We start from the raw sequence: 23858 nt of genomic DNA on the forward strand, positions 1-23858 counted from the left end.
TTAGGTCTCCTTTTTATCAATCAAATTGATGAGTCGATTTCCAAACGGAATCATCTCCCATTCTTCGATCGTCAGCACCTGTTCCCTGACCGCTCGCCAGACGTACAAAGCGCCGCCGCACAACACCATCAAACCGAGCCAACCGAGTGCGTTGACGCGGTTATATAGTGACTCAGACGCTAACGCGTTCAAACCGATCAAGACGATCCCCATAGGTAGGACGGTCTTTAAGAGCAGTCCGTAATGGTGCAACCGAAACGTACCGAGCGGAATGTTCTGGTCGAGCCGATTAAAATTAAAGGCCGCCATCGCTAAAAATGCGAGCGATGTACCGACTGCCGCCCCGTCAATCCCATAACGTGGAACGAGCAGCAAATTGATCGCAAACTTTACAATCATGGCAAACAGCATACCAAAGGCGGCCGTCCGCTCTTTGTCGATAGCTTGAAGGCACGTCATACTCGCGACCGCGAGCGAGGCCGCGAACGTACTCGTCGATAACAATACAAGCGCTCTTGTACCGTCAGCATTTTCAAACAACGCGACGTTCAAAGGCCACATGACGCCCATCAGTCCGATCGTTGCAGCCGCAGCGACCGTGGTCGTCACTCGAATCATCGAACTGAGGCCCGTTGCCGTCGCCGTGAGTCGCCCGGCCCGGTAATGGCGGACTAAGTTCGGCACGTTCGCCATCCCGAGTGCCGTGGTGAAGAGAATCGCAAACTGCACGAGCGGATAGCCACGGTCGAACACGCCTTTACTCACTTTGGCCGAATAATCGCCGCCCATCAAATTGACAATCGTGAATGAATCGACGAGTTGCATCCAAAGAATACCGAGCGACGCAAATCCGACCGCAAGCCCGCTCGTCAAGAGAACACGCAGTACGGCGCGCAGTGTTGTGGCACGGACCGCGACGATTCGGAACCCTTTCGCCCAAATCGACAAGACGACGACGGCGACACTCCCACCGACTAACGTCGCCGCATAGGCATAGCGACTGAGTTCATATGCGTCACGCCCAAAGTGGACACCGACGAGCAGTGAGACGAGCAACACCGCGACCCGAATCAAGTTTTCAAGCACTTGCGACAGCGCACTCGGTCGCAAGTCATCAATTGATTGAAATGACCCGCGCAGTACCGCAAGCGCAGGCATCAACAAGTAGCTGAGACTGATGACCCGGAGCGTCGTCGCCAGTTCGGGGTCACCGAGCAAGCGCGCGATGACAGGCGCAAGCGCGAACATCGCGACCACGAGGCCGACAGCGAGGCCGAGGAGCGCATAAAAACTGCCCCACAGGACTTCTAACTTCTGTCTTGGACCTTGTGCCCCAACCCCGATTTTGGCAATCACGACCGGCATCGCGTAAATTCCGAGCGAGGCGACGATCGCCGCAAACGGATATACCGTCTGGTAAGCGTATAACCCAAAATCACCGGCAATGTTCTGATACGGGACCCGATAGGCAAAACTAATAAATTTTGAAATGTATCCTGCGAGCGCAAATAAGACGACACCTGTCGCAAACTTACTTGGCGTCCGCATGGACCACCAACCGCTTCACGAGTTCCTCAAGGACCGTGTCGGCATCGTTCAACAGCTCGACAACTGGCATACGTCCGCTGAGTGACAGCTTGAGCGCCCCGTTGTCTTGCCCGACTCCGAGTTTTCGTCCGAGCGGCATCGTCCATTCCATGAACGACGGCACATCGAGTGCCGTCGTCGATTCCATCGATAACACGATGTCGATCCGCTCTGGTGACTGTTTGATCCGTGTCACTTTCGCCAGCTCCCCGTAAATGCGCAGACGCGTCAGTTGGATGAGCAACGCGACCGGTTCCGGGAATTCTCCGAACCGTTCGATCAACTCGTCTTGAAGCGCGAACAGTGCTTCTGGTGTATCGACATATTTGAACCGCTTATACATCTCGATCTTCAGTTCGCTGTCCGACAAGTAATCGTCCGGAATGTAGGCATCCGCTTGGAACGTGACTTCCGGTTTGAAGACGACTTGTTTCACTTGACCGCGCATGCGGTCTTTCCGCTCTTCGATCGCTTCTGACAACATCTGTGAATACAGATCGAACCCGACCGAGTCGATGAACCCGGACTGTTGGGCACCGAGCAGGTTGCCGGCCCCGCGAATCGATAAGTCACGCATCGCGATCTTAAACCCGCTGCCGAGCTCGGTGAACTCTTTGATCGCTTGGAGGCGGCTCTCCGCAACTTCGGTCAACCGCTTGTCTTTCCGATACGTGAAGTACGCATACGCGATCCGGTTCGATCGGCCGACGCGTCCTCGGAGCTGATACAGCTGCGACAGCCCCATCTTATCGGCGTCGTGCACGATGAGCGTGTTCACGTTCGGGATGTCGATGCCGGTCTCGATAATCGTCGTCGAGACGAGGACGTCGGCTTCTCCTTCAAGAAAACTGATGAGCTGACTTTCAAGCTCGGTCTCGGTCATCCGGCCGTGCGCCGTCGCGATACGGGCATCCGGCAACAGCGCCCGAATCTCTTCGGCTTTCCGCTCGATCCCTTCGACTCGGTTATATAAGAAGAACGCTTGGCCGCCACGGGCGAGCTCGCGCTCGAGCGCTTCTCGCAACACGATGCCGTCGTATTCCATGACGTACGTCTGAACCGGATAACGGTTCTCCGGCGGTGTCTCGAGGACAGATAAATCACGGATTCCGATCATCGACATATGAAGCGTCCGCGGAATCGGTGTCGCCGTCAGCGTCAAGACGTCGATGTTCGTCTTCAGCTGTTTCAGGCGCTCTTTATGCTTGACCCCGAACCGCTGTTCTTCATCGATGATGACGAGGCCGAGATCGGCGAACGTCACGTCTTTCGACAGCACGCGGTGCGTCCCGACGACGACGTCGATCGTTCCCTCTTTCAGTCCTTTTTTCGTCGCCGCCAGCTCACTCTTCGAACGGAAACGGCTCATGACCGAGACGTTGATCGGGAATTCACTGAACCGTTCGAGCATCGTCTCATAATGTTGCTGCGCGAGCACCGTTGTCGGAACGAGGAACGCGACTTGTTTGCCCGCGAGCACCGACTTGAACGCCGCCCGGATCGCGACTTCGGTCTTGCCATATCCGACGTCGCCGCAAAGCAGGCGATCCATCGGGCGTGACCGTTCCATATCTGTCTTGATCTCGGCAATCGATCGAACTTGGTCTTCCGTCTCGGCGTACGGGAAGGTCGATTCGAACTGGCTCATCTCGTCATCGTCCGCCGGGAAGGCGAAGCCGACCGATGCCTCTCGGGCCGCATAAAGTTTGATCAACTCGTCGGCAATGTCTTCGACCGACTTGGCGACTTTTGATTTGACCTTCTTCCATTCCGTCCCACCGAGTTTATAAATCTTCGGCTCTTTCCCTTCGGCCCCGACGTACTTTTGGACGAGGTCGATTTGATCGACCGGCACGTAAAGCGCGTCATCCCCGGCGTACACGAGATGGAGGTAATCTTGATGGATCCCGCCGACTTCGATTGTTTTGATCCCTAAGTATTTCCCGATCCCGTGATGGATATGAACGACATGATCATTCGGCTTCAGCTCTTGATAACTCTTGATTCGTTCGGCGTTCGTCAAATTCTTCGTCTGCCGTTTCCGTTTCGTGACCCGCTTGAACAGCTCCGTTTCCGAGACGACGACGAGGCGGCTCGTCGATAACTCGAACCCGCCTTCGACCTGTCCGATCATGACGTGGACATGGCGTGGCAACAGCTCCCCGTCAACATTCGTGAACGTGGACGGGATACCGTAGTCTTCAAGGAGCGCCACGACTTTGTCTGCCCGCATTTGATCCCCGGCGAGGAAAACGATCCGGTGATCACTTTGTTGCCACCGCTCGACCTCTTGCTTCAACAAGTGCATCTGTCCGTGGAAGGCAGGGAGCGGGCGGCAACTGAGATGGACCGTATTCGTCTCCGGGATCCCCGAACGCCGTGATGGCAGCAGCGAGAACGCAACTTGTTTCAAGCTTCGGAACACTTTGTGCATCGGCACGGCGAGGGTATAGTTGCTGACCGACTCCCCGCGTTCGATCAGTGACGAGAACCATTCGGCCTCTTCACGGTCTTGCACGTCCGCCGCGTCCTCGATACGTGCCACTTCGTCCAACATGAGGACCGAATCAGCACCCACATAGTCAAGCAGCGTCGACGTATAAAGTAGCGGCGTGTACTTCCCGAGCTTCTCCGGTACATCACCGCGCCCGAACTGCTCGATGTCGCGGGCGATACCTGATTCAAGCGCTTGTCGAATCGTCTCGGTTTCAATCAGCTCGAGCGTCCGGTCGTATTGCCGTTCGAGCGCTTGTCCGGCTTTCTTCAACTGTTCGACCGATGCGACGAACTCGGTCGCCGGCGTGATGACCGCTTCCGAAACGACACCTAACGACCGTTGCGTCTCCGCATCGAACGTGAAGACGGAATCGACTTCCGTGTCGAACAAATCAATTCGATACGGTCTCGCTTCCGTGAGCGGATAGACGTCAAGAATGCTGCCGCGGACCGAAAACTCACCCGGTGCCGTCACCGTGGCCGTCCGCTCGTAACCAAGTTCAATCAGTGTTGAGGCAAACGGCTTTAAATCAAGCTCTTGCCCTGGTTTGATCGTCCGATGACTCGCCAGCCAATCGGTCGGACTCGGCACGAAACGACGCAAGCCACCGAGCGGGACGACAAGGACGCCTCCCTCTTCGGTCAGGAGACGTGTTCTGGCTTCGATTCGCGCGGCGAGGAGCTCGGGACTGGATGTGAGCGACAGTTCACCGGCGAGCGTCTCGTCAATCGGATAGAGCAACGTCTTGCTCGGTCCGACAAGCGGCTCAAGCTGGTCGAACATCTTTTGGGCTTGGTACATGTTATGGGTGACGACAACGAGACGGCGTGTCGACTGTTTCGCCAAACCGGCCAAAACGAGCGCTTTGGCACTTGTCGTCAACCCCGTGACGAGTTGACGGTCGACTTTAGGCAACCGGTCTCGAATCACGTTCGTCTCCGGCAGTGTCACCATAAATCTCTCTAAAGCGTTCATTTGTTTTCCTCCACCTTATACGACAAAAAAGGGTGCTGTGACCCTTTAGTTATATCGATTCATGAGCGCGACCCAGTCCGTGTCCACAAAATCTGTTGCGGCGGCCACGGCTTGGTCGAGCGTATCGTTCAATTCGGACATATCTTCTTTTCGATAACTCATCAGTACCCAATCAACAACTTTGATCGGGTGCGGCGGACGTCCAACGCCAAGCTTAAGCCGTTTAAAATCCATCGTCCCTAGATGCTGAATCAATGACTTGATGCCATTATGTCCACCGGCACTCCCTTTCGGACGCAGGCGGAGTTTGCCTGGGACCATGTCTAAATCATCATAGATGACGAGTAAATCGTCGATATCGATTTTATAGTAATCGAGAATCGGACGGACCGCTTCACCTGATAGATTCATGTACGTGAGCGGTTTGACGAGGACGACCCGCTCTCCATTGATTCTTCCCGTTCCAATGACTGCTTTAAACTTGGCTTCGTCAAGCGTGATCCCGTGCTTGTCCGCTAACCGATCAATTGCTAAAAACCCGATATTATGACGGGTCATTCCATATTTCTTGCCCGGATTCCCGAGACCGACGATACATTTCATCATGTTCCTCCTGAACAAAAAAGCCCAAAGGCGAACGCCTTCGGGCCTCGTTTTTTTAATCGAACAGCGTGCTCACCGATTTGTGCTCGTGGACACGCATGATCGCTTCCCCAAGCAAACGGGCAACCGACATCTGCTTGATTTTGCTCGAGTACTCGCGACCAGTCAAATCGATCGTGTTAAGGACGACGAGTTCTTTGATTGACGAGTTGTCGATTCGCTCCATTGCCGGGCCAGACAGAACCGGGTGGGTACATGAAGCGTATACTTCTTTTGCTCCCGCTTGGACGATTGCGTCTGCTGCGAGTGTGATCGTACCGGCCGTGTCGATGATATCATCGATCAAGATGGCTGTTTTGCCTTCAACGCTGCCAACGATGTTCATGACTTCGGCCACGTTCGCTTCCGGGCGTCGTTTGTCGATGATGGCGATTGGTGCTTTCAAACGTTCTGCGAGCTTCCGCGCGCGCGTGACACCGCCGTGATCTGGTGAGACGACGACGATATCTTTTGCTTTGAACTCATCTGTCTCGAAATACGTCGAGATGAGCGGGACACCTAACAATTGGTCTACTGGAATATTGAAGAAACCTTGGATTTGAGCGGCGTGCAAGTCCATTGTGATGACGCGTGTCGCTCCGGCTACCGTAAGCAGATCGGCAACGAGTTTCGCTGTGATCGGCTCACGCGACCGTGCTTTACGGTCTTGGCGTGCGTAACCATAGTATGGGATGACGACGTTGATCGTGCGAACCGAGGCCCGTTTCAGCGCATCGATCATCACGAGCAATTCCATGAGCGTTTCATTCACTGGTGAGCTCGTCGATTGGATGATGTACACATCGTCGCCTCGGACGCTCTCCTCGATATTGATGTAAAGTTCTCCGTCGCTAAACCGCTTCACTTGGCAGTCGCTGAGTGGGACACCGATTTCTTTGGCAATTTCTTCAGCTAACGGGCGGTTCGAGTTTAAGCTAAATAGGCGAATTTCACGTTCATATACAGTAGACATGTTTAGGATTCTCCTCCATCGTTTTCCATAGTAATAGGCAGCAACTTAGCGTTTCGTGTAACCTTCTTTGTTCGTTTGACGCTCGCGCGCAATCGCGAGAGCTTCTTCAGGGACATCGTTTGTAATCGTTGAACCGGCAGCGACGATCGCACCTTTCCCGACTGTTACCGGGGCAATCAAGTTGACGTTACATCCGACAAACGCGTCTGCTTCAACGACCGTCTCAAACTTATTCTTACCATCATAGTTGACCGTGATCGATCCACATCCGAGATTGACACGTTCACCGATCGAGGCATCTCCGATATAGCTGAGATGCGATGCTTTCGCACCGTCCCCGAACGTTGATTTTTTGATTTCCACGAAATTGCCGACGCGCGTATTGGCGCCAAGGACTGCTTGTTGACGAAGGTGGGCGAACGGCCCAACTTGCGCATGACTTCCGACACGGCTATCACTGAGTACCGATTGACGAACGGTCGCACCGTCTTCAATCACACTGTTGCGGATGTCCGAGTTCGGTCCGATCACGCACTCCGAACCGATGACCGTCTTGCCAAGAATGACTGTCCCTGGGTAGATGATCGTATCTGATCCGATGACGGCGTCCGGCGAAATGTATGTCGAGGCCGGGTCCATGAAGGTTACGCCTTCGCGCATAAGGCGTTCGTTCGTCCGCTTGCGCATGAGTGTTTCAGCCTGCGCGAGAGCGACACGATCGTTGACACCGATCGTCTCACCGAACGTCGGCGCGGTATGGGCCGCGACAACTTCGCCTGCTTCTTTCGCAATCGCGATGACGTCTGGCAAGTAATACTCACCTTGAACGTTATCGTTACCGACTTGTTTGAGGGCATCAAACAATAATTCGTTGTCAAACACGTAAGTTCCCGTATTGATTTCAAGAATCGCTTGCTCTGCAGCAGAGGCGTCTTTATGTTCGACGACTTTCGTCACGTTACCGTCTTCTCCACGGATGACACGACCATAACCGGTCGCATCGTCAGCGATCGCCGTCAGTACCGTTACTTTCGCTTGCTGCGCCTCATGATGGGCAAGGAGCGCCTCCAACGTTTCCGCTGTGAGAAGTGGTGTGTCACCACAGACGACAAGCGTCGCACCTGATTTACCAGCGAGCTCAGCTTCTGCCATTTGAACCGCATGGCCCGTTCCAAGTTGCTGTTCTTGGACCGCGTACTCGACGCGCGAGCCTAGCGTCTCTTGTACCGCTTCAGCCCCGTGACCGACGATGACGATTTGACGACTGACTCCGATTTTGTCGAGTTGGTCGACGACATGTTCGACCATCGGTTTTCCGAGGACCGGATGAAGCACTTTATAGAGCTTAGACTTCATACGCGTCCCTTTACCTGCTGCCAAAATGACTGCAAAACGATCCATTCTTGATTCGCCCCTATCTTAATCGACTGTTTTTATTCAATCGTTCGGTTTTTTCTATATTTAAATCCTGAATACACCGTTTCTACTATATCGAAACCGTGACGCGGTTTCAACCGTTGTAACCATTCGTAACCAATCAAACGCAAAAAGGCAGCGGAAGGGTCCCCATCCGCTGTCGAGTCATTATTCGTTTATACCGTTGTATGATTCCTGTGCTTCGTAAGTGGAAACATCGACCGTGCCGTAGGCTTCGAGCACAGCCGCCTCGACTTTTTGGCGCATATCTCCATTGATCGGGTGAGCGATGTCTCGGAAGATGCCTTCCGGCGTTCGTTTACTCGGCATCGCGACGAAGAGCCCGGTGCTTCCTTCGATGATTCGAAGGTCATGCACGACAAACTCTTGGTCGAGCGTGATTGAAGCGAGCGCCTTCATCCTACCTTCCGTCGTCACTTTGCGAATTTTTACGTCTGTGATCTGCATGTTTCGCATCCCCTTTTCTTCGTTGTCTATGCCATGGTGTACTTTCACTAAAAGGTTAAAGTGATTCAAGCGAACCGATTGACTCCGTATGACTGATATACCCTCTCATCATAAAACGAAATCAAATTTTTGCCAATCACTTTAAGAACTGTTCGACGTTACCGCGTGAAATTGTGACGAGTCCTTCATCTGCATCAACGTTCGTCAACTTCATCAAGCTGACGTACTCACTCACCATTTTCTTCTCGGCACCTTCGGCTTCCATCAAGACACCGACACCAGCTAGGTTTGCCTCGAACTCATTCAACAGGCTCATCATCCCACGGATCGTCCCGCCTGCTTTCATAAAGTCATCGATGAGCAAGACGTTTGCGCCTCGTGGCAAGCTTCGACGTGCGAGTGCCATCGTACGGATCGCTTTTGACGAGCCGGAAACGTAATTGATACTGACGGTCGACCCTTCCGTGACACGGCTGTCGGACCGGACGATGACGAACGGAACACCTAATTGCTCAGCGACCGCGTAGGCGAGCGGGATCCCTTTTGTCGCAATCGTCATGACGACGTCGACTTTACGGTCCGCAAACACCGAGGCGAAGATTTGTCCCATCGGTTTCACTTGACGCGGATTACCAAGCACGTCGGTTAAGTATAAATAGCCTCCCGGAAGCAGACGCTCCGGTTTCGACAGTTGATCGCACAAGCCATCGATCATCGATAGCGACTTGTCTTTGCTCCACCCTGGAATGAACATGACTCCCCCGGCCGCACCTGGGACGGTAATCAATTTTCCGGTACCGTCGTGGGCGAGCATTTCACTGACGATGACTAAATCTTCACTGATCGATGATTTAGCAGACTGATAGCGGCTCGAAAACATCGATAACGAGACGAGCTGATGTGGATGGTCAAGCATATAACGGGTCATATCGACGAGACGACCACTTCTACGAATTTTCATACGGATTCCCCTTCACTTTGTCAATAATAGACGAATGTTCTAAACAGAATATATCACTTTCATTCGTCTTTGTTCAATGTTTTTTGCCGAGAATCCGAACGACGAACACTTCCGGACAAAATCCTTTCAGTCCGTTATAGACGCGGTGCGCTTTTTGCTCGTGCTCGATGAGCGCGAATACGGTCGGGCCGCTGCCGCTCATCAACACGCCATCAGCACCACAATGCAGCATCGTCTCTTTGATTTGACGGACTTCGGGATGCAGTTCAAGCGTGACGCCTTCAAGCGCGTTGCCGAGGTTCGCACAAATTCCGTCAAAGTCCCGTTCACGAATCGCTTTAACCATCGCCGCAGTGTCTGGATGGATGATTTTCTCCATCTGAACGGCTCGATACACGTCAGCCGTTGATACACCGAGCTTCGGCTTCGCCAATACGACATAGCACGGCGGCGGTGACGGAATCGTCTCTAATATCTCACCGCGACCCCGGGCGATCGCGGTTCCACCCATCACACAAAACGAGACGTCTGAACCGACCGCGGCTCCAAGCTCTGCTAACTCCTCGAGCGTTAAACCGAGCTCGAACAGTTCGTTCATTCCCCGAAGCGTCGCCGCTGCATCACTCGATCCTCCGGCGAGCCCTGCTGCGACCGGGATTTGTTTATCGAGGACGATTTCGACTCCTTCTGTGATGTCGAACCGCTTCCGCAATAAATCGGCCGCGCGATAAGCCAAGTTCCGATGATCGCTCGGGACATAGGCGTGCTCAGACTGGATTCGAATCTCATCCGTATCGAGTACGGTCAATTCGAGCCGGTCGGACAAGTCCACTGTCGTCATCACCATTTCTACTTCATGATAGCCGTCCGTCCGCTTCCCGAGGACGTCTAGTGTCAAATTGATTTTTGCCGGCGCTTTCACACTGATCGTACGCATATCGTTCACCCTTCCCAATGTATCTCCTGTTCGCCATTGTACCGTAAACGGACGCACAAAAAAAGAAGCAGCTGCCAATGCATCCGCCCCTCATTTATCGATCAATTACTGAATTCAATTTTAACTGTATCCGTTAGGACATCAGCGTAGCTATAAGAGACACGTTCCACGTTGTGATGCTCTTCATCCAACTTGACAACGAACACCGCGGGATACGTCTCAACGAGCGTTCCAAACCGAGTAACGACTTTCTTACGACCGCCGTTTGCTTTCAACGTCAATCGTTCTCCAACATGTGATTCGAGTTTTTGTCTGATTTCTTGCAACGTCTTTGGCATACGCTTCACCTCACTGTTACAAGTATAGCATATTCTAAAACGGAAATAAAGAGTAAATATTATAGCGACTCGCTATCCAGTCGTCAACTATTTTTAAGTGGTAAAATTGTGTCTGCTAAGCGTGCAAACTCTTGAAGCGAAAGCGTTTCGCCTCGCCGTTTCGGGTCGATTCCCGCTTCATTCAAGAGACATTCAAGGTCTACTTTTTTATCTTTGCCGAGATGATTCGTCAAGTTGTTCAAAATCGTTTTTCGACGTTGCGCGAAACTAGCGCGGGCGATTTCAAAGAAAAAGGCTTCGTCTTCGACATCGACAGCCGGGCGCGGACGCATCTTGAGCGTGATCACGGCCGAGTCGACGTTTGGAGCCGGCATGAACACGCTTTTCGGTACGATAAAGCTTACACTCGCTTCCGCATAATACTGGATCGCGATTGATAAAGAACCGTACGCTTTCGTGCCAGGTTTCGCCCCGATGCGCTCAGCCACTTCTTTTTGAATCATCATGACGAGCGAACGGAACTTGATCCGGCTCTCGAGCAAACGCATGATAATCGGCGTCGTCACATAATATGGCAAGTTGGCGACGACCGCGATATCATCAATCCCTTCACTCAAGAACTCACGTTCCACGATGCTGCGAATGTCGAGCTCGAGCGCGTCCCCATGAATGACGTGAACGTTCGGGTAAGGCGCCATCGTGTCTTCAAGGATCGGTAGAAGGCGTTGATCGATTTCAAGCGCGACCACTTTTTGCGCCCGCTTGGCCGATTGTTCCGTCAACGAGCCGATTCCCGGACCGATTTCGAGCACACCGCTCGCTTCACCTAGTTCTGCGGCGTCGACGATTTTATTTAATATATTCAAGTCGATTAAAAAGTTTTGTCCGAGCGACTTTTTGAATGAGAAGCCGTGACGTTGTAAAATCGCTTTCGTGCGATGAATCGTTGCAATATCTTTCACTGATTTTCCTCCTCTAACTGAGCGAGCGCCCGCTCCCATTCTTCGATGGTCACACGCAACGCTTCGACTCGTTTCACAAATTGCTTGGCGTTCGGTTCTCCGATGCGGAGCAAAACACCTAGACGCTTGCGCCGAGTTGCGGCATCCGCCCCACCGATCAAATCGGCCTCGAGCACCATTTGTCGCGTGACGAGTGGCTCGTCTGTCTCAACTCGCGTTTCATAAACCGCCTCGAGCACACGACGGATTGTCGCAGGTGTCGCGTGTTCGACGCCGATTTTCCCTCGTTTGTCTTTCGCCTCGGCCCGAGGGAGGTAGGCGTGTTTACAGCCCTTCACTTGCTCTTCGACGATGGCCCGGATCCGGTCGCCCGGATAGTCCGGGTCGGTCAAGATGATGACACCGCGTGTCTCCTGGGCACGTTTGATCCGTTCGATCGTCTGTTTTGACACGGCCGAACCGTTCGTCTCAATCGTGTCGACGTCGTACACTTCTTGAAGCCGGGTCGTATCATCGCGTCCTTCGACGACGATCACTTCTTGTATTTTCTCACGCATTGTCAGTTCCTTCTTTCTCTTCTTGCTTCGGGATCACCCAAATCGTCAGTGGCTTACGACCAAACGTGACCGCTTCCTCTTTCGTATCCATCATGATATCGATAATATTGCCTTTAATCGCACTGCCTGTATCGAGAGCGATCGCCATGCCAAACCCTTCGATATAGACGCGGGTTCCGAGCGGGATGACGGCCGGGTCGACCGCAATGATCCGCATTCCTTCATAAAGGATCGTATCCGTCACGTCATAGCCGCTGCGCGTCAGTACTCTGCCGTCATACGTCACGGTGTCTTCTGCATTGTTCGTATAGGCGGTGGCCTCGACGAGGAGCTGTTTGGCTGATGTGAAGTCGAGGACATCGTCGGCCCGAGGCGTTTCCTCGATTTTGATTTCCGCTTCCTCGCGGAATGGACTTGTCGAGTCAACGGGCTCAGCCGGCGCTTCGGCTGCTTCAAACTCGGCTTCGCGCTCGGTTGCGACTTTCGTACCGACCTTAATGATTTGCGGTCGGACTGTCTGCACCATTTCGACGTCTGTCTCGGTCCGATTTGTAATTGTACCATTTTCAACTGTCAGTGCATACCGCGTCCGCTCTAGACCAGGGACGCCGACTTGTGACACTTCGGTCGTTCCGGCTGCAAGTGTCGCATCCTCTTCTTCAATGATCTCGAACGGGATTAAGCGGTTCTCATATTGAACGACGTCTCGGCTTATGTTGACGGTGATCGTCATCCCATCACGCACTTCGGCCGTGAGCGCCGGAACGACCGTATCTTTATCTGAAATCTCAATTCGGGCTTCTCGTAACGCCTCTTCCACGGTCGATGCCATCGTATAAACTTTTGTCGCATCATCGCCTATGATCAAATCAAGCGCCACGACCGGCTGATAGCGAATCGTCATGCCTGACGTGATCGGTGTTCTGACCGACGGATAGACATCATCACCTTCTCGCACGCTCACACCGTATCGGAGCAGGACATCACCAACGGTCCGCTCACGGGTATCGATCGTCTCCATTTGACCGTAACCGATCTGGAGCGACACCGTTTGGGCCCGTTCGATATGAATGACACGCTCCGGCGGGATGTCCGCACTGAGCGCCGGCGTCACATAGTCAGCCTCATCGATCGTGATCCCGGCCTCGGCGAGCACTTCGATGACCGAATCAGCCTGTGTATCGTGCTCAATCTTGACACCGTTATCGATAATCGTAATCTTCTCCGGCTGCATCATCATGTAGGCGAAGACGGCAACGACAATGACGCCTGCACTTAACACGAAACGTCTAATCATCATGGAAGTCGGAACAGCCGTTTCGCATTGGCGGTCGTAGCCTCGGCGAGTGCTTCGTAAGGCATGCCGCGGAGCGCTGCAATCTCTTCAGCGACGTAAGTGACGTATGCCGGTTCATTTCGTTTACCGCGGAACGGTGTCGGCGTCAAATAGGGGCAATCCGTCTCGACAAGAAGACGGTCGAGCGGTACCTGCTGCGCCACTTTCTTCGGCACTTTGGCGTTTTTGAACGTCACCGGTCCGCCGAGCGAGATATAAAAATTCAACTTCAAACAGCGCTCGAGCAGTTCAACAGACATGCTGTAACTATGAAACACGCCGCCGACAACTTCCGCGTGCTCTTCTTCTAGCAGATCGAGCACGTCCGCGGTCGCTTCGCGGTTGTGGATGACGATCGGCATGTGCGTCCGCTTCGCGATTGCGATTTGCTGACGGAATACACGCTGCTGTACATCTTTCGGTGACTTGTCCCAATGATAATCAAGGCCGATTTCCCCGAGTGCCATCACTTTAGGATGTGCCATAAGCGCTTCAATTCGGGCGAGTTCAGCTTCGCTGCAGTCAATCGCGTCGACCGGATGCCAGCCGACGATGGCGTAGACGTCCTCATACGCCTCAGCCAACTCAATGGCACGGTCAATCGTAGGTGTATCGAATCCGACGACGAGCATCGGCGAGACGCCGGCAGTGCGAGCACGCTCGATTGTCGCCTCGACATCTTCATTGAACTGCTCAGCGTTAATATGGGTGTGCGTATCAATCAACATGATGCATCCTCCTTATTTAGACAAAGAGAGGGAGACCGAAGTCTCCCTCAAAATTATTTGACGATGGCCCCGTTCGGCATATTCTCTGAGACGGTGGCGAGTTCTAGCTTACCATCTTTATCGGCTGCTAAAATCATTCCTTGAGACAGTTCACCGCGGAGTTTGACCGGTTTCAAGTTGGCGACGACGATCACTTTTTTACCGACTAAGTCTTCCGGCGCATACCATTCGGCGATGCCCGAGACGATTTGTCGCGTTTCGCCGCCAAGGTCGACTTGAAGCTTCAGTAGTTTTTTCGCTTTCTTGATCTTATCTGCTTCGACGATTTGCCCGACCCGAAACTCAACTTGGTCGAACACATCGATCGTGATTTCTGGACGGACGTCCTCATCTTCAGTTTCAGTCGGCGTTGCTTCCGCTTCGATGCGCGCTTGCGAAGCTTGACGCATCATCTCTTGAATCGCATCGACTTCTTCTTTCACGTCTCGACGTGGGAAAATCGGCGTTCCGTCCGTCACGACCGCTCCATCAAAGGCAGCGAACGTATCGAGCGCTTCCCATGACATGTCTTCGTCAACGAGTCCGAGCTGACGGAACATTTCTTTCGGCGCCCGTGTCATGAACGGTTGAATCATGATCGCGACATGGCGGAGTACGCCGGCGAGGTGCGTCATCACAGATGCAAGCTCATCACGCTTCGACTCATCTTTTACGAGCACCCATGGTTGTGTCTCATCGATATATTTATTGGCTCGGCTGACGAGTTGCCAAATGCTTGCGAGGGCGACCGAGAATTCCATATGCTCCATCGCTTCTTCTGTCTTGTTCGTCGTTTCGTTTACCATACGGAGAAGTTCCGCATCGAACGCCGTCACATTCCCCGCATAAGCCGGTACGTTGCCATCGAAATACTTCTTGATCATGGCAACGGTCCGGTTGAGAAGATTCCCGAGGTCGTTCGCGAGATCAAAGTTCAAGCGATCGACGAACGCTTCCGGTGTGAACGTGCCGTCTGCACCGAATGGGACTTCACGGAGCAAGTAGTAGCGAAGCGAATCAAGACCGTAGCGGTCGATGAGTGGAATCGGATCGACGACGTTCCCTTTTGACTTCGACATCTTACCGTCTTTCATGAGCAACCAGCCGTGCGCGAACACTTGTTTCGGTAGCGGTAGGTCAAGCGCCATGAGCAGCGCCGGCCAAATGATCGTATGGAAACGAACGATTTCTTTCCCGACCAAGTGTACGTCCGCCGGCCAGTAACGATTGAACAATTCATCGTTGTCTGTCCCGTAGCCGAGCGCGGAGATATAGTTCGTGAGCGCGTCGACCCAGACATATACGACGTGTTTCGGATTCGACGGGACTTGTACACCCCAGTCGAACGTCGTCCGCGAGACTGCCAAATCCTGCAGCCCCGGCTTCAAGAAGTTGTTGACCATTTCAGTTTTACGCGATTCCGGTAAAATGAAATCCGGATGTGACTCGAAGTACTCGATCAACCGGTCCGCATACTTGCTGAGGCGGAAGAAATAGCACTCTTCGCGCACGAGTTCCACCGGATGACCGCTGTCAGGACTTTTTCCATCAACGAGTTGTGATTCTGTATAGTACGTCTCGTCCGGGATTGAGTACCACCCTTCGTACTCACCGAGGTAAATATCATCATTTTTAAGCAGCGTCTCAAATACGTGCTCGACGACCGCTTTATGACGGGCGTCAGTTGTCCGGATGTAATCGTCATATGAGATCTCAAGCTTGTCCCAAAGCACACGGATGTCTTTGACGACTTCATCGACAAACGCTTGTGGCGTCACGCCAGCTTCTTGGGCCTTTTCTTGAATCTTCTGTCCATGCTCGTCGGTCCCAGTCAAGTAACGGACGTCAAATCCTTTTAAACGCTTATAGCGAGCAATCGCATCGCCGGCCACCGTCGTATAGGCATGACCAATGTGTAGTTTCGCACTCGGATAGTAAATCGGAGTCGTGATATAAAAAGTTGGCTTCGCCATAGTATGTTCTCCATCCTTTCGACATTTGCAATTTCCATTATACACGGTTCGACAAAAGAATTTCCAAACCAATTGTTTGGAATTAATTTGATGCTAGTTCATAAAATATGTTCCAAAAAAACCCTTTCTTTGTTTCAGGTGCAAACTTTCGGGGAATTTTATGGATATATGATTCCCTTATCGTCATTTTTCGAAAAATGCGCATTTCCAATAGTAAGCAGTTGACTGCAATTGGAAAGTTTAGTATGCTTTTTGCTGAAGCCACATTGTCGAATTTTGACGATTCATGTCACCATGAGATTTCGACATCATTGGAGGAGGAAACACAAAATGAAATCTACAGGTATCGTACGGAAAGTTGACGAGCTCGGCCGCGTCGTTATTCCAATTGAATTGCGCCGGACACTCGGTATCGCTGAAAAAGACGCACTCGAAATTTACGTCGACAACGAACAAATCATCTTAAAAAAATACAAACCGAACATGACATGCCAAGTGACAGGCGAAGTATCTGACGACAACTTCAAGTTGGCTGACGGAAAACTCATCCTTTCACCTGAAGGCGCACAGCGCGTTCTCGTCGAGTTGAAAAACATGCTCGAGAACTACTACAGCGAAGAGTAAGCAAGGGAATCCTTGCTTACTCTTTTTTGTCGACTTGATGATACGCATCGTAGACTTCGCTTCGTGCCAAGCCACGCTCTTTCGCGACTTGCTTAATGGCCGCGTTCGGTTTGAGTCCGTCTTCGATGTACCGGTCGACATGCTCTAAAGGCGACAGCGCTTCCCACCAGTCGCTCGTCGGTGCCGACTCTGTAGAGCCGCTCACCATGACGACGAATTCGCCACGCACCTCGCCCTCGCACCATGCGAGCGCCTCTTCAACCGTGCCTCTTAAAAACTCTTCGAACGTTTTCGTCAACTCTCGACCGAGCACGATTTCGCGATTACCGAGTACGTCCTTCACCCCGGTCAACATCTCTTTCAACCGATGCGGTGCCTCATAAAAGATGAGTGTACCCGGTTCATATTGAAGGGAAGCCAACACTTCGGTCCGCTCTTTCTTTTTACGAGGTAAAAACCCGTAGTATAAGAACCGTTCTGTCGCGAGGCCAGATGCGACGAGTGCCGTGAGTGCCGCGTTCGCACCCGGCAAGACGACGACTGGCAGCTTCGCCTCGATCGCGAGTCGGACGAGGTCACTCCCCGGATCTGAAATACCAGGCATGCCCGCATCCGATACGACGGCGACGGACTTACCGTTTTGAATGTCTTCAATTAAACGTGGTCCGCTAACTTGCTTATTGTGCTCATGATAGCTGACCAATTTCGTCTCGATCTCGAAATGACGACATAGTTTCATCGTTTGCCGTGTGTCTTCGGCCGCAATCAAGTCGACTTCACGCATGATGCGGACGGCCCGGTACGTCATGTCCTCTAAGTTGCCGATCGGTGTCGGTACGACATAAAGCGTCGGCCCCTCAGTTTGATAACTTTTCTGTGAATTCATTGGTCGTCCCCTCCATCAGCTGCTGTTTTTGAGCGCGGGTCAATTGTTTGATCGACCATTCATACCGCATCGCTTCCTGTTTCGTCTCGAACGACTTGACGTATCGAAGACTGACCGGGAGACGCGCCCTCGTATATTTCGCACCTTTACCGGCGTTGTGCACAGTGACCCGTTTTTCGATATCGGTCGTGTAACCGGTGTAGTAGGTTTGGTCACTGCATTCGAGAATATACGCATAATAGTTACGCATCGAGGATGTCTCGCATCGTTTTCGTATACGTATCATCTTCCTCATAAACGATAAACGGAGGTAAGATCGTGAGTCCTGGTTTTCCATCTTTAGACCCCTCTATAAGTAATGTGTTCGCATCTCGTCCTGCCTTCGGGTAGACGAGCTGCATCCGCTTCGGCTCAATGCGGTATGCCCGCATGAGCGTGACGATATCGAGCAGCCGTTCGGGCCGATGGACGAACGCGACTTTCCCGCCTGGCTTCACAAGCTGACTTGCCGAACGAATGCAATCTTCAAGCGTACAGAGTACTTCGTGACGAGCAATCGTATGGTGCTCATTTTGATTGCGAAGCGACGTCTCATTGGCCAGGAAGTAAGGTGGATTACACGTCACAACATCATAACGGGCATGGCCGAGACTGGAGGCGGCCGTTTTCACATCTCCTTCGATGATGTGAAGCCGCTCTTCGAGACCGTTCACCTCAATGCTGCGATTCGCCATGTCGACGAGCCGGGGTTGAATCTCGACGCCCGTCACCGTCCCTTTCGTCCGATAAGATAAAAAGAGCGGGATTGCGCCGGTGCCAGCGCATAAATCAACCAACTTTCCTTGTTGAATCGGTACCCAAACGAATTCGGCGAGTAGCACCGCATCCAATGAGAATGAAAAGACATCATCACTTTGGATGATTTTACCGGGGCGTCCAAGCAAATCGTCAAGGCGCTCCCCTTGTTTTACAGTCACGCTGTTTCCCTCCTATATAACAACAGAGGCGACGGACAGAGATTTCCTCCGTCTATCGCCCCCGATTAATGCTTATTTAACATCGACATACAGAAGAGGCAATCGCCATCTTTTCTGACTTGTCCGTAGTGCAAGTTGCAAATATGGAACCCTTCCTGATAGAGCGCCGCCAAGTTGTTCTGTCCTTTTCCGGACAAAGCGATTTGCGGATCGCCATCAGGGGTTTCGACTTCTGCAAGCTGCTCAACCTTTTCACGCAGGTGATGGTTCTCGAGATACATATGTTGGTTTTCTTCAAGCAAATAGGCGAGTTGTTCTTTGAGCACGCTTAAATGCTCCGTCAACACGTACATCTGTTGCTCGATGGCATCGACCCGCATCATAACTTCTTTTTTATCCATTCTCTCCACTGCTCAGCACCCCATCACTGTTTCAACGGTTTTCGTTTGACCGCACCGACTTCGACGAGTTCATCGATCGTATACGTCACAACACGAGTCCGGTCATTCAATTCGACTTGAATCAACTGATCCAAGATGTTGAGACCGACGACACGTCCGTCACCTTCTGGAATTTTGATTCGCTTCCCGACGTCTGGCAAGTCTCGTTTCAATTCTTCATACGTATCGTTCTCATATTTGAGACAACACATGAGACGACCGCATACACCGGAGATCTTGTTAGGGTTCAAGGAAAGGTTTTGATCCTTGGCCATCTTGATGGACACCGGTTCGAACTCGCCTAAGAACGAGGAACAACACAGCACTCGACCACAAGGACCGATTCCACTGAGTAGCTTCGCTTCATCCCGCACCCCGATTTGTCGGAGTTCGATCCGTGTCCGGAACACGCTCGCTAAGTCTTTAACAAGCTCGCGAAAATCAACGCGCCCCTCAGCCGTGAAATAAAAAATAACTTTATTACGATCAAATGTATACTCAACATCTACTAATTTCATCTCAAGTCGATGTTCGCGAATTTTTTCTTCACAGACGGCGTGAGCGTCAACAGCTGCCAATCGGTTGTCTTGAACGATTTCGGCATCTTTTTGATCGGCGACACGAAGGATCGTTTTCAACGGCAAGACGACTTCGTCTTCACCTAGTTGTTTACCAACTTGGACGATTTCACCGTATTCGATTCCTCGCACCGTCTCGACGATGACATGGTCTCCACGTTCAAGCGTTGCTTCGCCTGGTGAAAAGTAATAGATTTTTCCCGCTTCTTTAAAACGGACTCCAACTACTTCAAGCACGCTCTCCTATCCCTTCTGCAAATCGAACGTTAACCGTTCGAACGTTAATTGAGGATTGACGTTTGCCTCGAGTCGTCGAATCGCTTCATGAACGAATTCGATGGCATGGACGATTTTGTGTACCGGACGATCATTCACGAAAGCCGTATATAACGACTGCTCTTTCGTGAACAGTTCCGGGACATAATCGGTTCGAACTTTGAAGTGGAGAGCTTCCTCCAACCAACTTTCGAACAGTTCGAGGCCGACTCGGAGTTCATTGCGCCCTTTGAAGTGACCGAGCCACTTCTCTTGGGCGAACAAAAGCAACTCTTGCGGCCGTTTTGTCAATACTTCAACTAATTGTACCACTAGCCCGTACGCCTGTACAAACCAGTCGTTGTGAAGTGCCTCGCGCGCATCGTCCCATTTCGGATAAACGGTCAGGGCAAGACGTGCCAAATCGTTCGTGCATTGCATCTCTTCTGCCAGTTTTTCAGCAAGGCGGACCCGGTCAATGGGGCGAAATACTAAGTGTTGAGCCCGTGAACGAATCGTCGGGAGAAGCAGTTGAGGTTGCGTCGTCACCAAAATGGCGAGTTTGCCGACACCGGGTTCCTCAAAAAACTTTAATAAACTGTTCGCTGCTTGCGTCGTCATCTTATGCGCTTGGTGGATCACATAGACTTGACGATCGCCCTCGGCTCCCCGTAATGACAGGTCGCTCAATAGCTGCTGGATTTGTTCTTTTTTGATACTGGCCCCGTCCGGTTCAACTTCCATGTAGTCGACGATATTGCCAGAATCCATCCGTTTGCAGTTTCGGCAAACGCCACAAGGTTCAGCCCCGCTAGGCATCTCACAAAAAAGTGCCTTGGCAAATAATTGGGCCGTTTCAATCAGATAAGGTTCATAGTCACCCGAAAAAATGTAGGCGTGCCCGATTTTTTGAGCGGCAATCGAATTCTCAATCACTTTTGCTACGACTTTCTGTGATTCAGTCAACTCTTGGAATCGCATATGTGTGACCATTCCCATTAAAACTGATGAAATCCTTCAATCGGCAAGACGAAAATAGTCGCTCCGCCAACTTGGACTTCAACAGGATACGGAATGTATGAATCGGCATGTCCACCCATAGGCGAGATTGGCGTAATCATTTGATCGCGGCTTGAGCAGTTCGATTTGATCAAACCTAGCAAATCGTCAAGGCGTTCTTTCGGGACACCGATCATGAACGTCGTATTGCCTTCTTTCAAAAAACCTCCGGTCGTAGCCAATTTCGTCGCTCGAAAATCTTCTTCAATTAAAGCGTCTGACAAACGCGCGCTGTCTTTATCGTGTACGATTGCGATTACCATTTTCATAATTCGTTCACTCCTCTTTCGTGTAGTCGTTCTATCGTGATATCGAACACTTCATCTTGGATGATTTCAATCGTCTGGCTTGCGTCGATTCGGACCATTCGGCCAGGATTTTGTTGAAGTAACGTCAAGAAACCTTCATAGACGCGTTGATGAAACGCCTCGTCCCGACTCTCGATTCGATCTAACTGCCCGCGTTCTTTCATGCGATGACTCGACTGCTCTGGACTTAAGTCGAATAAGAAAGTCAAATCGGGTGTGACCCCAGCTGTCGCCCACTTATTGAGCGATACGACTTGCTCTAAGTCATACTGAAGACCATACCCTTGGTACGCGATGGATGCATCGACAAACCGGTCACAAACAACGATGGCCCCCCGGTCGATGGCCGGACGAATCACCTGATCCACGTTTTGTGCACGAGACGCTGCATACAGCATCATTTCGGTGCGTGGTGTCATTTCGTCATGCTCTGGAGACAATAACACTTCCCGGATGCTATTCCCGACTTTCGTTCCTCCTGGCTCTCGTGTCATAACAACCTCATACCCTTTTTTAGTCAAGGCGTTAGCCAGCAATTGCAACTGCGTCGTCTTTCCAGACCCGTCTGGACCTTCGACAGTGATGAACATACCTTTCACGTTTAAAACTCCTCTACGATAACATCAATTTGTTTTATCATAACATGTCTGTTCGCCTGGAGGTTCCGTCCCAACGAAATCCACTCTTTTAACACACGAATTTTCTCATCCGTCACGGTCTCACCTTTTAAAATCCAAGGGATCCCTGGCGGATAAGGGATAATCGTCTCAGCTGCAACGCGTCCGATCGCCTCATCGAACGGAAGGCGCACGACGTGTGTATCTTCTTTTATAAGATGAAGGCGCGAAACAGGCTCCGTCATCGGAAACGGATAAATTGTTTCATCCTCGTCAATGAGCGGGACATGCTGAGAAGCATTTTTAATCAGCTTCACCCAATGATGAATCTCTTGCGTTTTTAATTCCCGGAACGGCAGACAGAATAACACATGGTCCTCGGCCGCAAGTTCAATATCAATTCCAATCGAAGATAGATGTCTACTAAAAATCAAACCGTTCTTCGGATAAGTCAGTACCGTCATTTTTGTGAAATCGTCGCCCACTTTTATCGTGAAACCGGCACGTCTCATTTCCATAATAAAAGCTAAATGACTCGTTTGAATCAGTGACCAATCTCGGTCACTCAAATTTTCGAGATAAGCTCGAGCGTGATCAAGAGACGCCATAATCAAGTAAGACGGGCTAGACGTTTGGAAGGAAGAAAGCGCATGAAACAAACGCGATTCATTAATATCTTCCTTATAGTGAATCCAGGCCCCCATCGTGAATGCCGGGAGTGTCTTATGGGCGGACTGGACGACAGCGCTCGCACCTTCAAAAATCGCTGAGCGGTTTGGAAGATTCGGATGAATCAAGTGTGCCCCATGCGCCTCGTCTACAAGTAAGGGAATCGTTAACGTCTGCAGAAAACGACTGATTGCCCGTACATCTGCCATATCTCCATAGTAAGTCGGGGACGTAAGCAGTAACGCTTTTCCTCCGGGATATTGCGTAACTGCCGCTTCGACAGTACGAAGGGAAACGACCGTCGGCAGACCGCTGCCCCGTTCTAGTTCAGGAGTTAGTAAAATCGGCTCTAAGCCCAACCATTCAATTGCGTTCCAAACTGATTTATGTGAGTTTCGCTGGACGTATACCCGCTCACCTCGTTTGACTGTCGCAGCTAACATGCTCCAGTTGCCAACGGTCGATCCGTTGACTAACCACTTACTCTTACTTTGATACAGGGTCCCAAGAGCCTCTTCACCTTGCTGGATAATCCCTTCAGCGTGATGAAGGTCATCCAGATGTGCAAGTTCGGTTAAATCATACGGCATGATTTTATTAAATGCTGTCGGGAGGCTATCATCTGTCACGGTCCCGTTATGATGACCTGGCACATGAAACGACACACGTCCTTCCCGAACGTGCTGTTCAAGCATTTCCATAAACGTGAATGGATTATTTTTAGGCTTTCGAGTCATGTGGAAATCCTCCTTATCCGACACCGTACGCATAAATTATACAAAAAGAGACGACCAAGCATCTGCTTGGTCGTCCTTCATATGGCCTGGCAACGTCCTATCCTCACAGGGGGAGACCCCCAACTACTTTCGGCGCTGAAGCGCTTAACTTCCGTGTTCGGCATGGGAACGGGTGTGGCCGCTTCGCTATCGCCACCAGACAAGGGAATTGTTCCCTGAAAACTGAAGACTCATCAAGTTCAAACCGTTTCTAGATCAAAGCCTCGACCGATTAGTATCATTCAGCTCCACACGTCGCCGTGCTTCCACCCATGACCTA

General features: G+C 51.6%; 24 protein-coding genes and 1 rRNA gene. 1 reads left to right on the forward strand and 24 read right to left on the reverse strand.

Annotated elements, in window-relative coordinates; genetic code table 11:
- From BJU60_RS13835 to metG, 14 genes are all read right to left on the reverse strand, one after another.
- The gene (locus BJU60_RS13835; RefSeq protein WP_070329379.1) at positions 1-1548 is read right to left on the reverse strand and encodes a polysaccharide biosynthesis protein; all 1548 of its coding nucleotides are present in this window, start codon (positions 1546-1548) and stop codon (positions 1-3) included.
- Positions 1532-5059: a transcription-repair coupling factor gene (gene mfd / locus BJU60_RS13840; protein ID WP_070329380.1), complete on the reverse strand. Its 3528-nt coding sequence runs from the start codon at positions 5057-5059 to the stop codon at positions 1532-1534. Before mfd ends, BJU60_RS13835 begins: the two co-directional genes overlap by 17 nt.
- 45 nt (positions 5060-5104) lie before the next feature.
- Positions 5105-5662: an aminoacyl-tRNA hydrolase gene (gene pth, locus BJU60_RS13845; protein ID WP_070329381.1), complete on the reverse strand. Its 558-nt coding sequence runs from the start codon at positions 5660-5662 to the stop codon at positions 5105-5107.
- A 55-nt stretch (positions 5663-5717) separates the two neighbouring features.
- Positions 5718-6674 carry a ribose-phosphate diphosphokinase gene (locus tag BJU60_RS13850; RefSeq protein WP_016509622.1) on the reverse strand — a complete coding sequence of 319 codons (957 nt, stop codon included), beginning with the start codon at positions 6672-6674 and terminating at the stop codon, positions 5718-5720.
- Between the two features lie 45 nt (positions 6675-6719).
- Entirely contained in the window at positions 6720-8075 is a 1356-nt protein-coding gene (glmU, locus tag BJU60_RS13855) for a bifunctional UDP-N-acetylglucosamine diphosphorylase/glucosamine-1-phosphate N-acetyltransferase GlmU (RefSeq protein WP_070329382.1), read from the reverse strand.
- 183 nt (positions 8076-8258) lie between these two features.
- Complete coding sequence (gene spoVG / locus BJU60_RS13860) at positions 8259-8558, reverse strand: septation regulator SpoVG (protein WP_070329383.1); 300 nt, start codon at positions 8556-8558, stop codon at positions 8259-8261.
- Between the two features lie 136 nt (positions 8559-8694).
- Positions 8695-9519 (reverse strand): pur operon repressor, encoded by an 825-nt coding sequence (gene purR, locus BJU60_RS13865; RefSeq protein ID WP_070329384.1) that lies wholly within the window; start codon positions 9517-9519, stop codon positions 8695-8697.
- Positions 9520-9592: 73 nt separating this feature from the next.
- Positions 9593-10456, reverse strand: a complete 864-nt coding sequence (gene ispE, locus BJU60_RS13870; RefSeq protein WP_070329385.1) for a 4-(cytidine 5'-diphospho)-2-C-methyl-D-erythritol kinase — start codon at positions 10454-10456, stop codon at positions 9593-9595.
- A 101-nt stretch (positions 10457-10557) separates the two neighbouring features.
- Positions 10558-10794, reverse strand: coding sequence for a Veg family protein (locus BJU60_RS13875; protein ID WP_070329386.1), 237 nt, complete (start codon positions 10792-10794; stop codon positions 10558-10560).
- 83 nt (positions 10795-10877) lie between these two features.
- The gene (gene rsmA / locus BJU60_RS13880; protein WP_070329387.1) at positions 10878-11756 is read right to left on the reverse strand and encodes a 16S rRNA (adenine(1518)-N(6)/adenine(1519)-N(6))-dimethyltransferase RsmA; all 879 of its coding nucleotides are present in this window, start codon (positions 11754-11756) and stop codon (positions 10878-10880) included.
- Positions 11753-12313, reverse strand: coding sequence for a ribonuclease M5 (gene rnmV, locus BJU60_RS13885; RefSeq protein WP_070329388.1), 561 nt, complete (start codon positions 12311-12313; stop codon positions 11753-11755). The genes rsmA and rnmV overlap by 4 nt, the downstream gene beginning before the upstream one ends.
- Positions 12306-13610 (reverse strand): 3D domain-containing protein, encoded by a 1305-nt coding sequence (locus tag BJU60_RS13890; RefSeq protein WP_070329398.1) that lies wholly within the window; start codon positions 13608-13610, stop codon positions 12306-12308. Before BJU60_RS13890 ends, rnmV begins: the two co-directional genes overlap by 8 nt.
- Positions 13610-14377: a TatD family hydrolase gene (locus BJU60_RS13895; protein WP_070329389.1), complete on the reverse strand. Its 768-nt coding sequence runs from the start codon at positions 14375-14377 to the stop codon at positions 13610-13612. Before BJU60_RS13895 ends, BJU60_RS13890 begins: the two co-directional genes overlap by 1 nt.
- A 53-nt stretch (positions 14378-14430) precedes the next feature.
- Entirely contained in the window at positions 14431-16389 is a 1959-nt protein-coding gene (gene metG, locus BJU60_RS13900; RefSeq protein ID WP_070329390.1) for a methionine--tRNA ligase, read from the reverse strand.
- A 330-nt stretch (positions 16390-16719) separates the two neighbouring features.
- Here metG and BJU60_RS13905 point away from each other — a divergent pair, with 330 nt between their 5' ends.
- Positions 16720-17013, forward strand: a complete 294-nt coding sequence (locus BJU60_RS13905; protein WP_070329391.1) for an AbrB/MazE/SpoVT family DNA-binding domain-containing protein — start codon at positions 16720-16722, stop codon at positions 17011-17013.
- A 16-nt stretch (positions 17014-17029) separates the two neighbouring features.
- Here the strand turns inward: BJU60_RS13905 and rsmI are convergent, their stop codons facing one another.
- From rsmI to rrf, 10 genes are all read right to left on the reverse strand, one after another.
- On the reverse strand, positions 17030-17899 hold the full coding sequence (gene rsmI, locus BJU60_RS13910) for a 16S rRNA (cytidine(1402)-2'-O)-methyltransferase (RefSeq protein ID WP_070329392.1): 870 nt from the start codon (positions 17897-17899) through the stop codon (positions 17030-17032).
- Positions 17871-18149, reverse strand: coding sequence for a GIY-YIG nuclease family protein (locus BJU60_RS13915; RefSeq protein ID WP_016510809.1), 279 nt, complete (start codon positions 18147-18149; stop codon positions 17871-17873). The genes rsmI and BJU60_RS13915 overlap by 29 nt, the downstream gene beginning before the upstream one ends.
- Positions 18142-18876, reverse strand: coding sequence for a tRNA1(Val) (adenine(37)-N6)-methyltransferase (locus BJU60_RS13920; protein ID WP_070329393.1), 735 nt, complete (start codon positions 18874-18876; stop codon positions 18142-18144). The genes BJU60_RS13915 and BJU60_RS13920 overlap by 8 nt, the downstream gene beginning before the upstream one ends.
- A 65-nt stretch (positions 18877-18941) precedes the next feature.
- Positions 18942-19277 carry a DNA replication initiation control protein YabA gene (gene yabA, locus BJU60_RS13925; RefSeq protein WP_016510808.1) on the reverse strand — a complete coding sequence of 112 codons (336 nt, stop codon included), beginning with the start codon at positions 19275-19277 and terminating at the stop codon, positions 18942-18944.
- 23 nt (positions 19278-19300) lie between these two features.
- Entirely contained in the window at positions 19301-20131 is an 831-nt protein-coding gene (locus tag BJU60_RS13930) for a PSP1 domain-containing protein (protein WP_070329394.1), read from the reverse strand.
- A gap of 6 nt (positions 20132-20137) precedes the next feature.
- Entirely contained in the window at positions 20138-21142 is a 1005-nt protein-coding gene (locus tag BJU60_RS13935; RefSeq protein WP_236637678.1) for a DNA polymerase III subunit delta', read from the reverse strand.
- 5 nt (positions 21143-21147) lie between these two features.
- On the reverse strand, positions 21148-21477 hold the full coding sequence (locus BJU60_RS13940) for a cyclic-di-AMP receptor (RefSeq protein ID WP_070329395.1): 330 nt from the start codon (positions 21475-21477) through the stop codon (positions 21148-21150).
- A complete protein-coding gene (gene tmk / locus BJU60_RS13945) occupies positions 21474-22115 on the reverse strand; it encodes a dTMP kinase (protein ID WP_070329396.1) in 642 nt (213 codons plus the stop codon). The genes BJU60_RS13940 and tmk overlap by 4 nt, the downstream gene beginning before the upstream one ends.
- Positions 22116-22117: 2 nt before the next feature.
- Positions 22118-23539, reverse strand: a complete 1422-nt coding sequence (locus BJU60_RS13950; RefSeq protein ID WP_236633567.1) for an aminotransferase class I/II-fold pyridoxal phosphate-dependent enzyme — start codon at positions 23537-23539, stop codon at positions 22118-22120.
- An 84-nt stretch (positions 23540-23623) separates the two neighbouring features.
- Positions 23624-23739 (reverse strand): 5S ribosomal RNA (rrf, locus tag BJU60_RS13955).
- Between the last annotated feature and the right edge of the window lie 119 nt (positions 23740-23858).

This window comes from Exiguobacterium aurantiacum (assembly GCF_001766415.1).
Taxonomy (GTDB): domain Bacteria; phylum Bacillota; class Bacilli; order Exiguobacteriales; family Exiguobacteriaceae; genus Exiguobacterium; species Exiguobacterium aurantiacum_A.

Coding starts and splice junctions, on each gene's coding strand:
- BJU60_RS13935 (WP_236637678.1), bottom strand. CDS start 21,142: ATGGTCACACATATGCGATTCCAAGAGTTGACTGAATCACAGAAAGTC.
- BJU60_RS13850 (WP_016509622.1), bottom strand. CDS start 6,674: ATGTCTACTGTATATGAACGTGAAATTCGCCTATTTAGCTTAAACTCG.
- purR (WP_070329384.1), bottom strand. CDS start 9,519: ATGAAAATTCGTAGAAGTGGTCGTCTCGTCGATATGACCCGTTATATG.
- rnmV (WP_070329388.1), bottom strand. CDS start 12,313: ATGCGTGAGAAAATACAAGAAGTGATCGTCGTCGAAGGACGCGATGAT.
- rsmI (WP_070329392.1), bottom strand. CDS start 17,899: ATGAATTCACAGAAAAGTTATCAAACTGAGGGGCCGACGCTTTATGTC.
- BJU60_RS13905 (WP_070329391.1), top strand. CDS start 16,720: ATGAAATCTACAGGTATCGTACGGAAAGTTGACGAGCTCGGCCGCGTC.
- metG (WP_070329390.1), bottom strand. CDS start 16,389: ATGGCGAAGCCAACTTTTTATATCACGACTCCGATTTACTATCCGAGT.
- BJU60_RS13875 (WP_070329386.1), bottom strand. CDS start 10,794: ATGCCAAAGACGTTGCAAGAAATCAGACAAAAACTCGAATCACATGTT.
- ispE (WP_070329385.1), bottom strand. CDS start 10,456: ATGCGTACGATCAGTGTGAAAGCGCCGGCAAAAATCAATTTGACACTA.
- BJU60_RS13835 (WP_070329379.1), bottom strand. CDS start 1,548: ATGCGGACGCCAAGTAAGTTTGCGACAGGTGTCGTCTTATTTGCGCTC.
- BJU60_RS13890 (WP_070329398.1), bottom strand. CDS start 13,610: ATGATTAGACGTTTCGTGTTAAGTGCAGGCGTCATTGTCGTTGCCGTC.
- glmU (WP_070329382.1), bottom strand. CDS start 8,075: ATGGATCGTTTTGCAGTCATTTTGGCAGCAGGTAAAGGGACGCGTATG.
- pth (WP_070329381.1), bottom strand. CDS start 5,662: ATGAAATGTATCGTCGGTCTCGGGAATCCGGGCAAGAAATATGGAATG.
- spoVG (WP_070329383.1), bottom strand. CDS start 8,558: ATGCAGATCACAGACGTAAAAATTCGCAAAGTGACGACGGAAGGTAGG.
- yabA (WP_016510808.1), bottom strand. CDS start 19,277: ATGGATAAAAAAGAAGTTATGATGCGGGTCGATGCCATCGAGCAACAG.
- BJU60_RS13895 (WP_070329389.1), bottom strand. CDS start 14,377: ATGTTGATTGATACGCACACCCATATTAACGCTGAGCAGTTCAATGAA.
- BJU60_RS13950 (WP_236633567.1), bottom strand. CDS start 23,539: ATGACTCGAAAGCCTAAAAATAATCCATTCACGTTTATGGAAATGCTT.
- BJU60_RS13940 (WP_070329395.1), bottom strand. CDS start 21,477: ATGAAAATGGTAATCGCAATCGTACACGATAAAGACAGCGCGCGTTTG.
- mfd (WP_070329380.1), bottom strand. CDS start 5,059: ATGAACGCTTTAGAGAGATTTATGGTGACACTGCCGGAGACGAACGTG.
- BJU60_RS13915 (WP_016510809.1), bottom strand. CDS start 18,149: ATGCGTAACTATTATGCGTATATTCTCGAATGCAGTGACCAAACCTAC.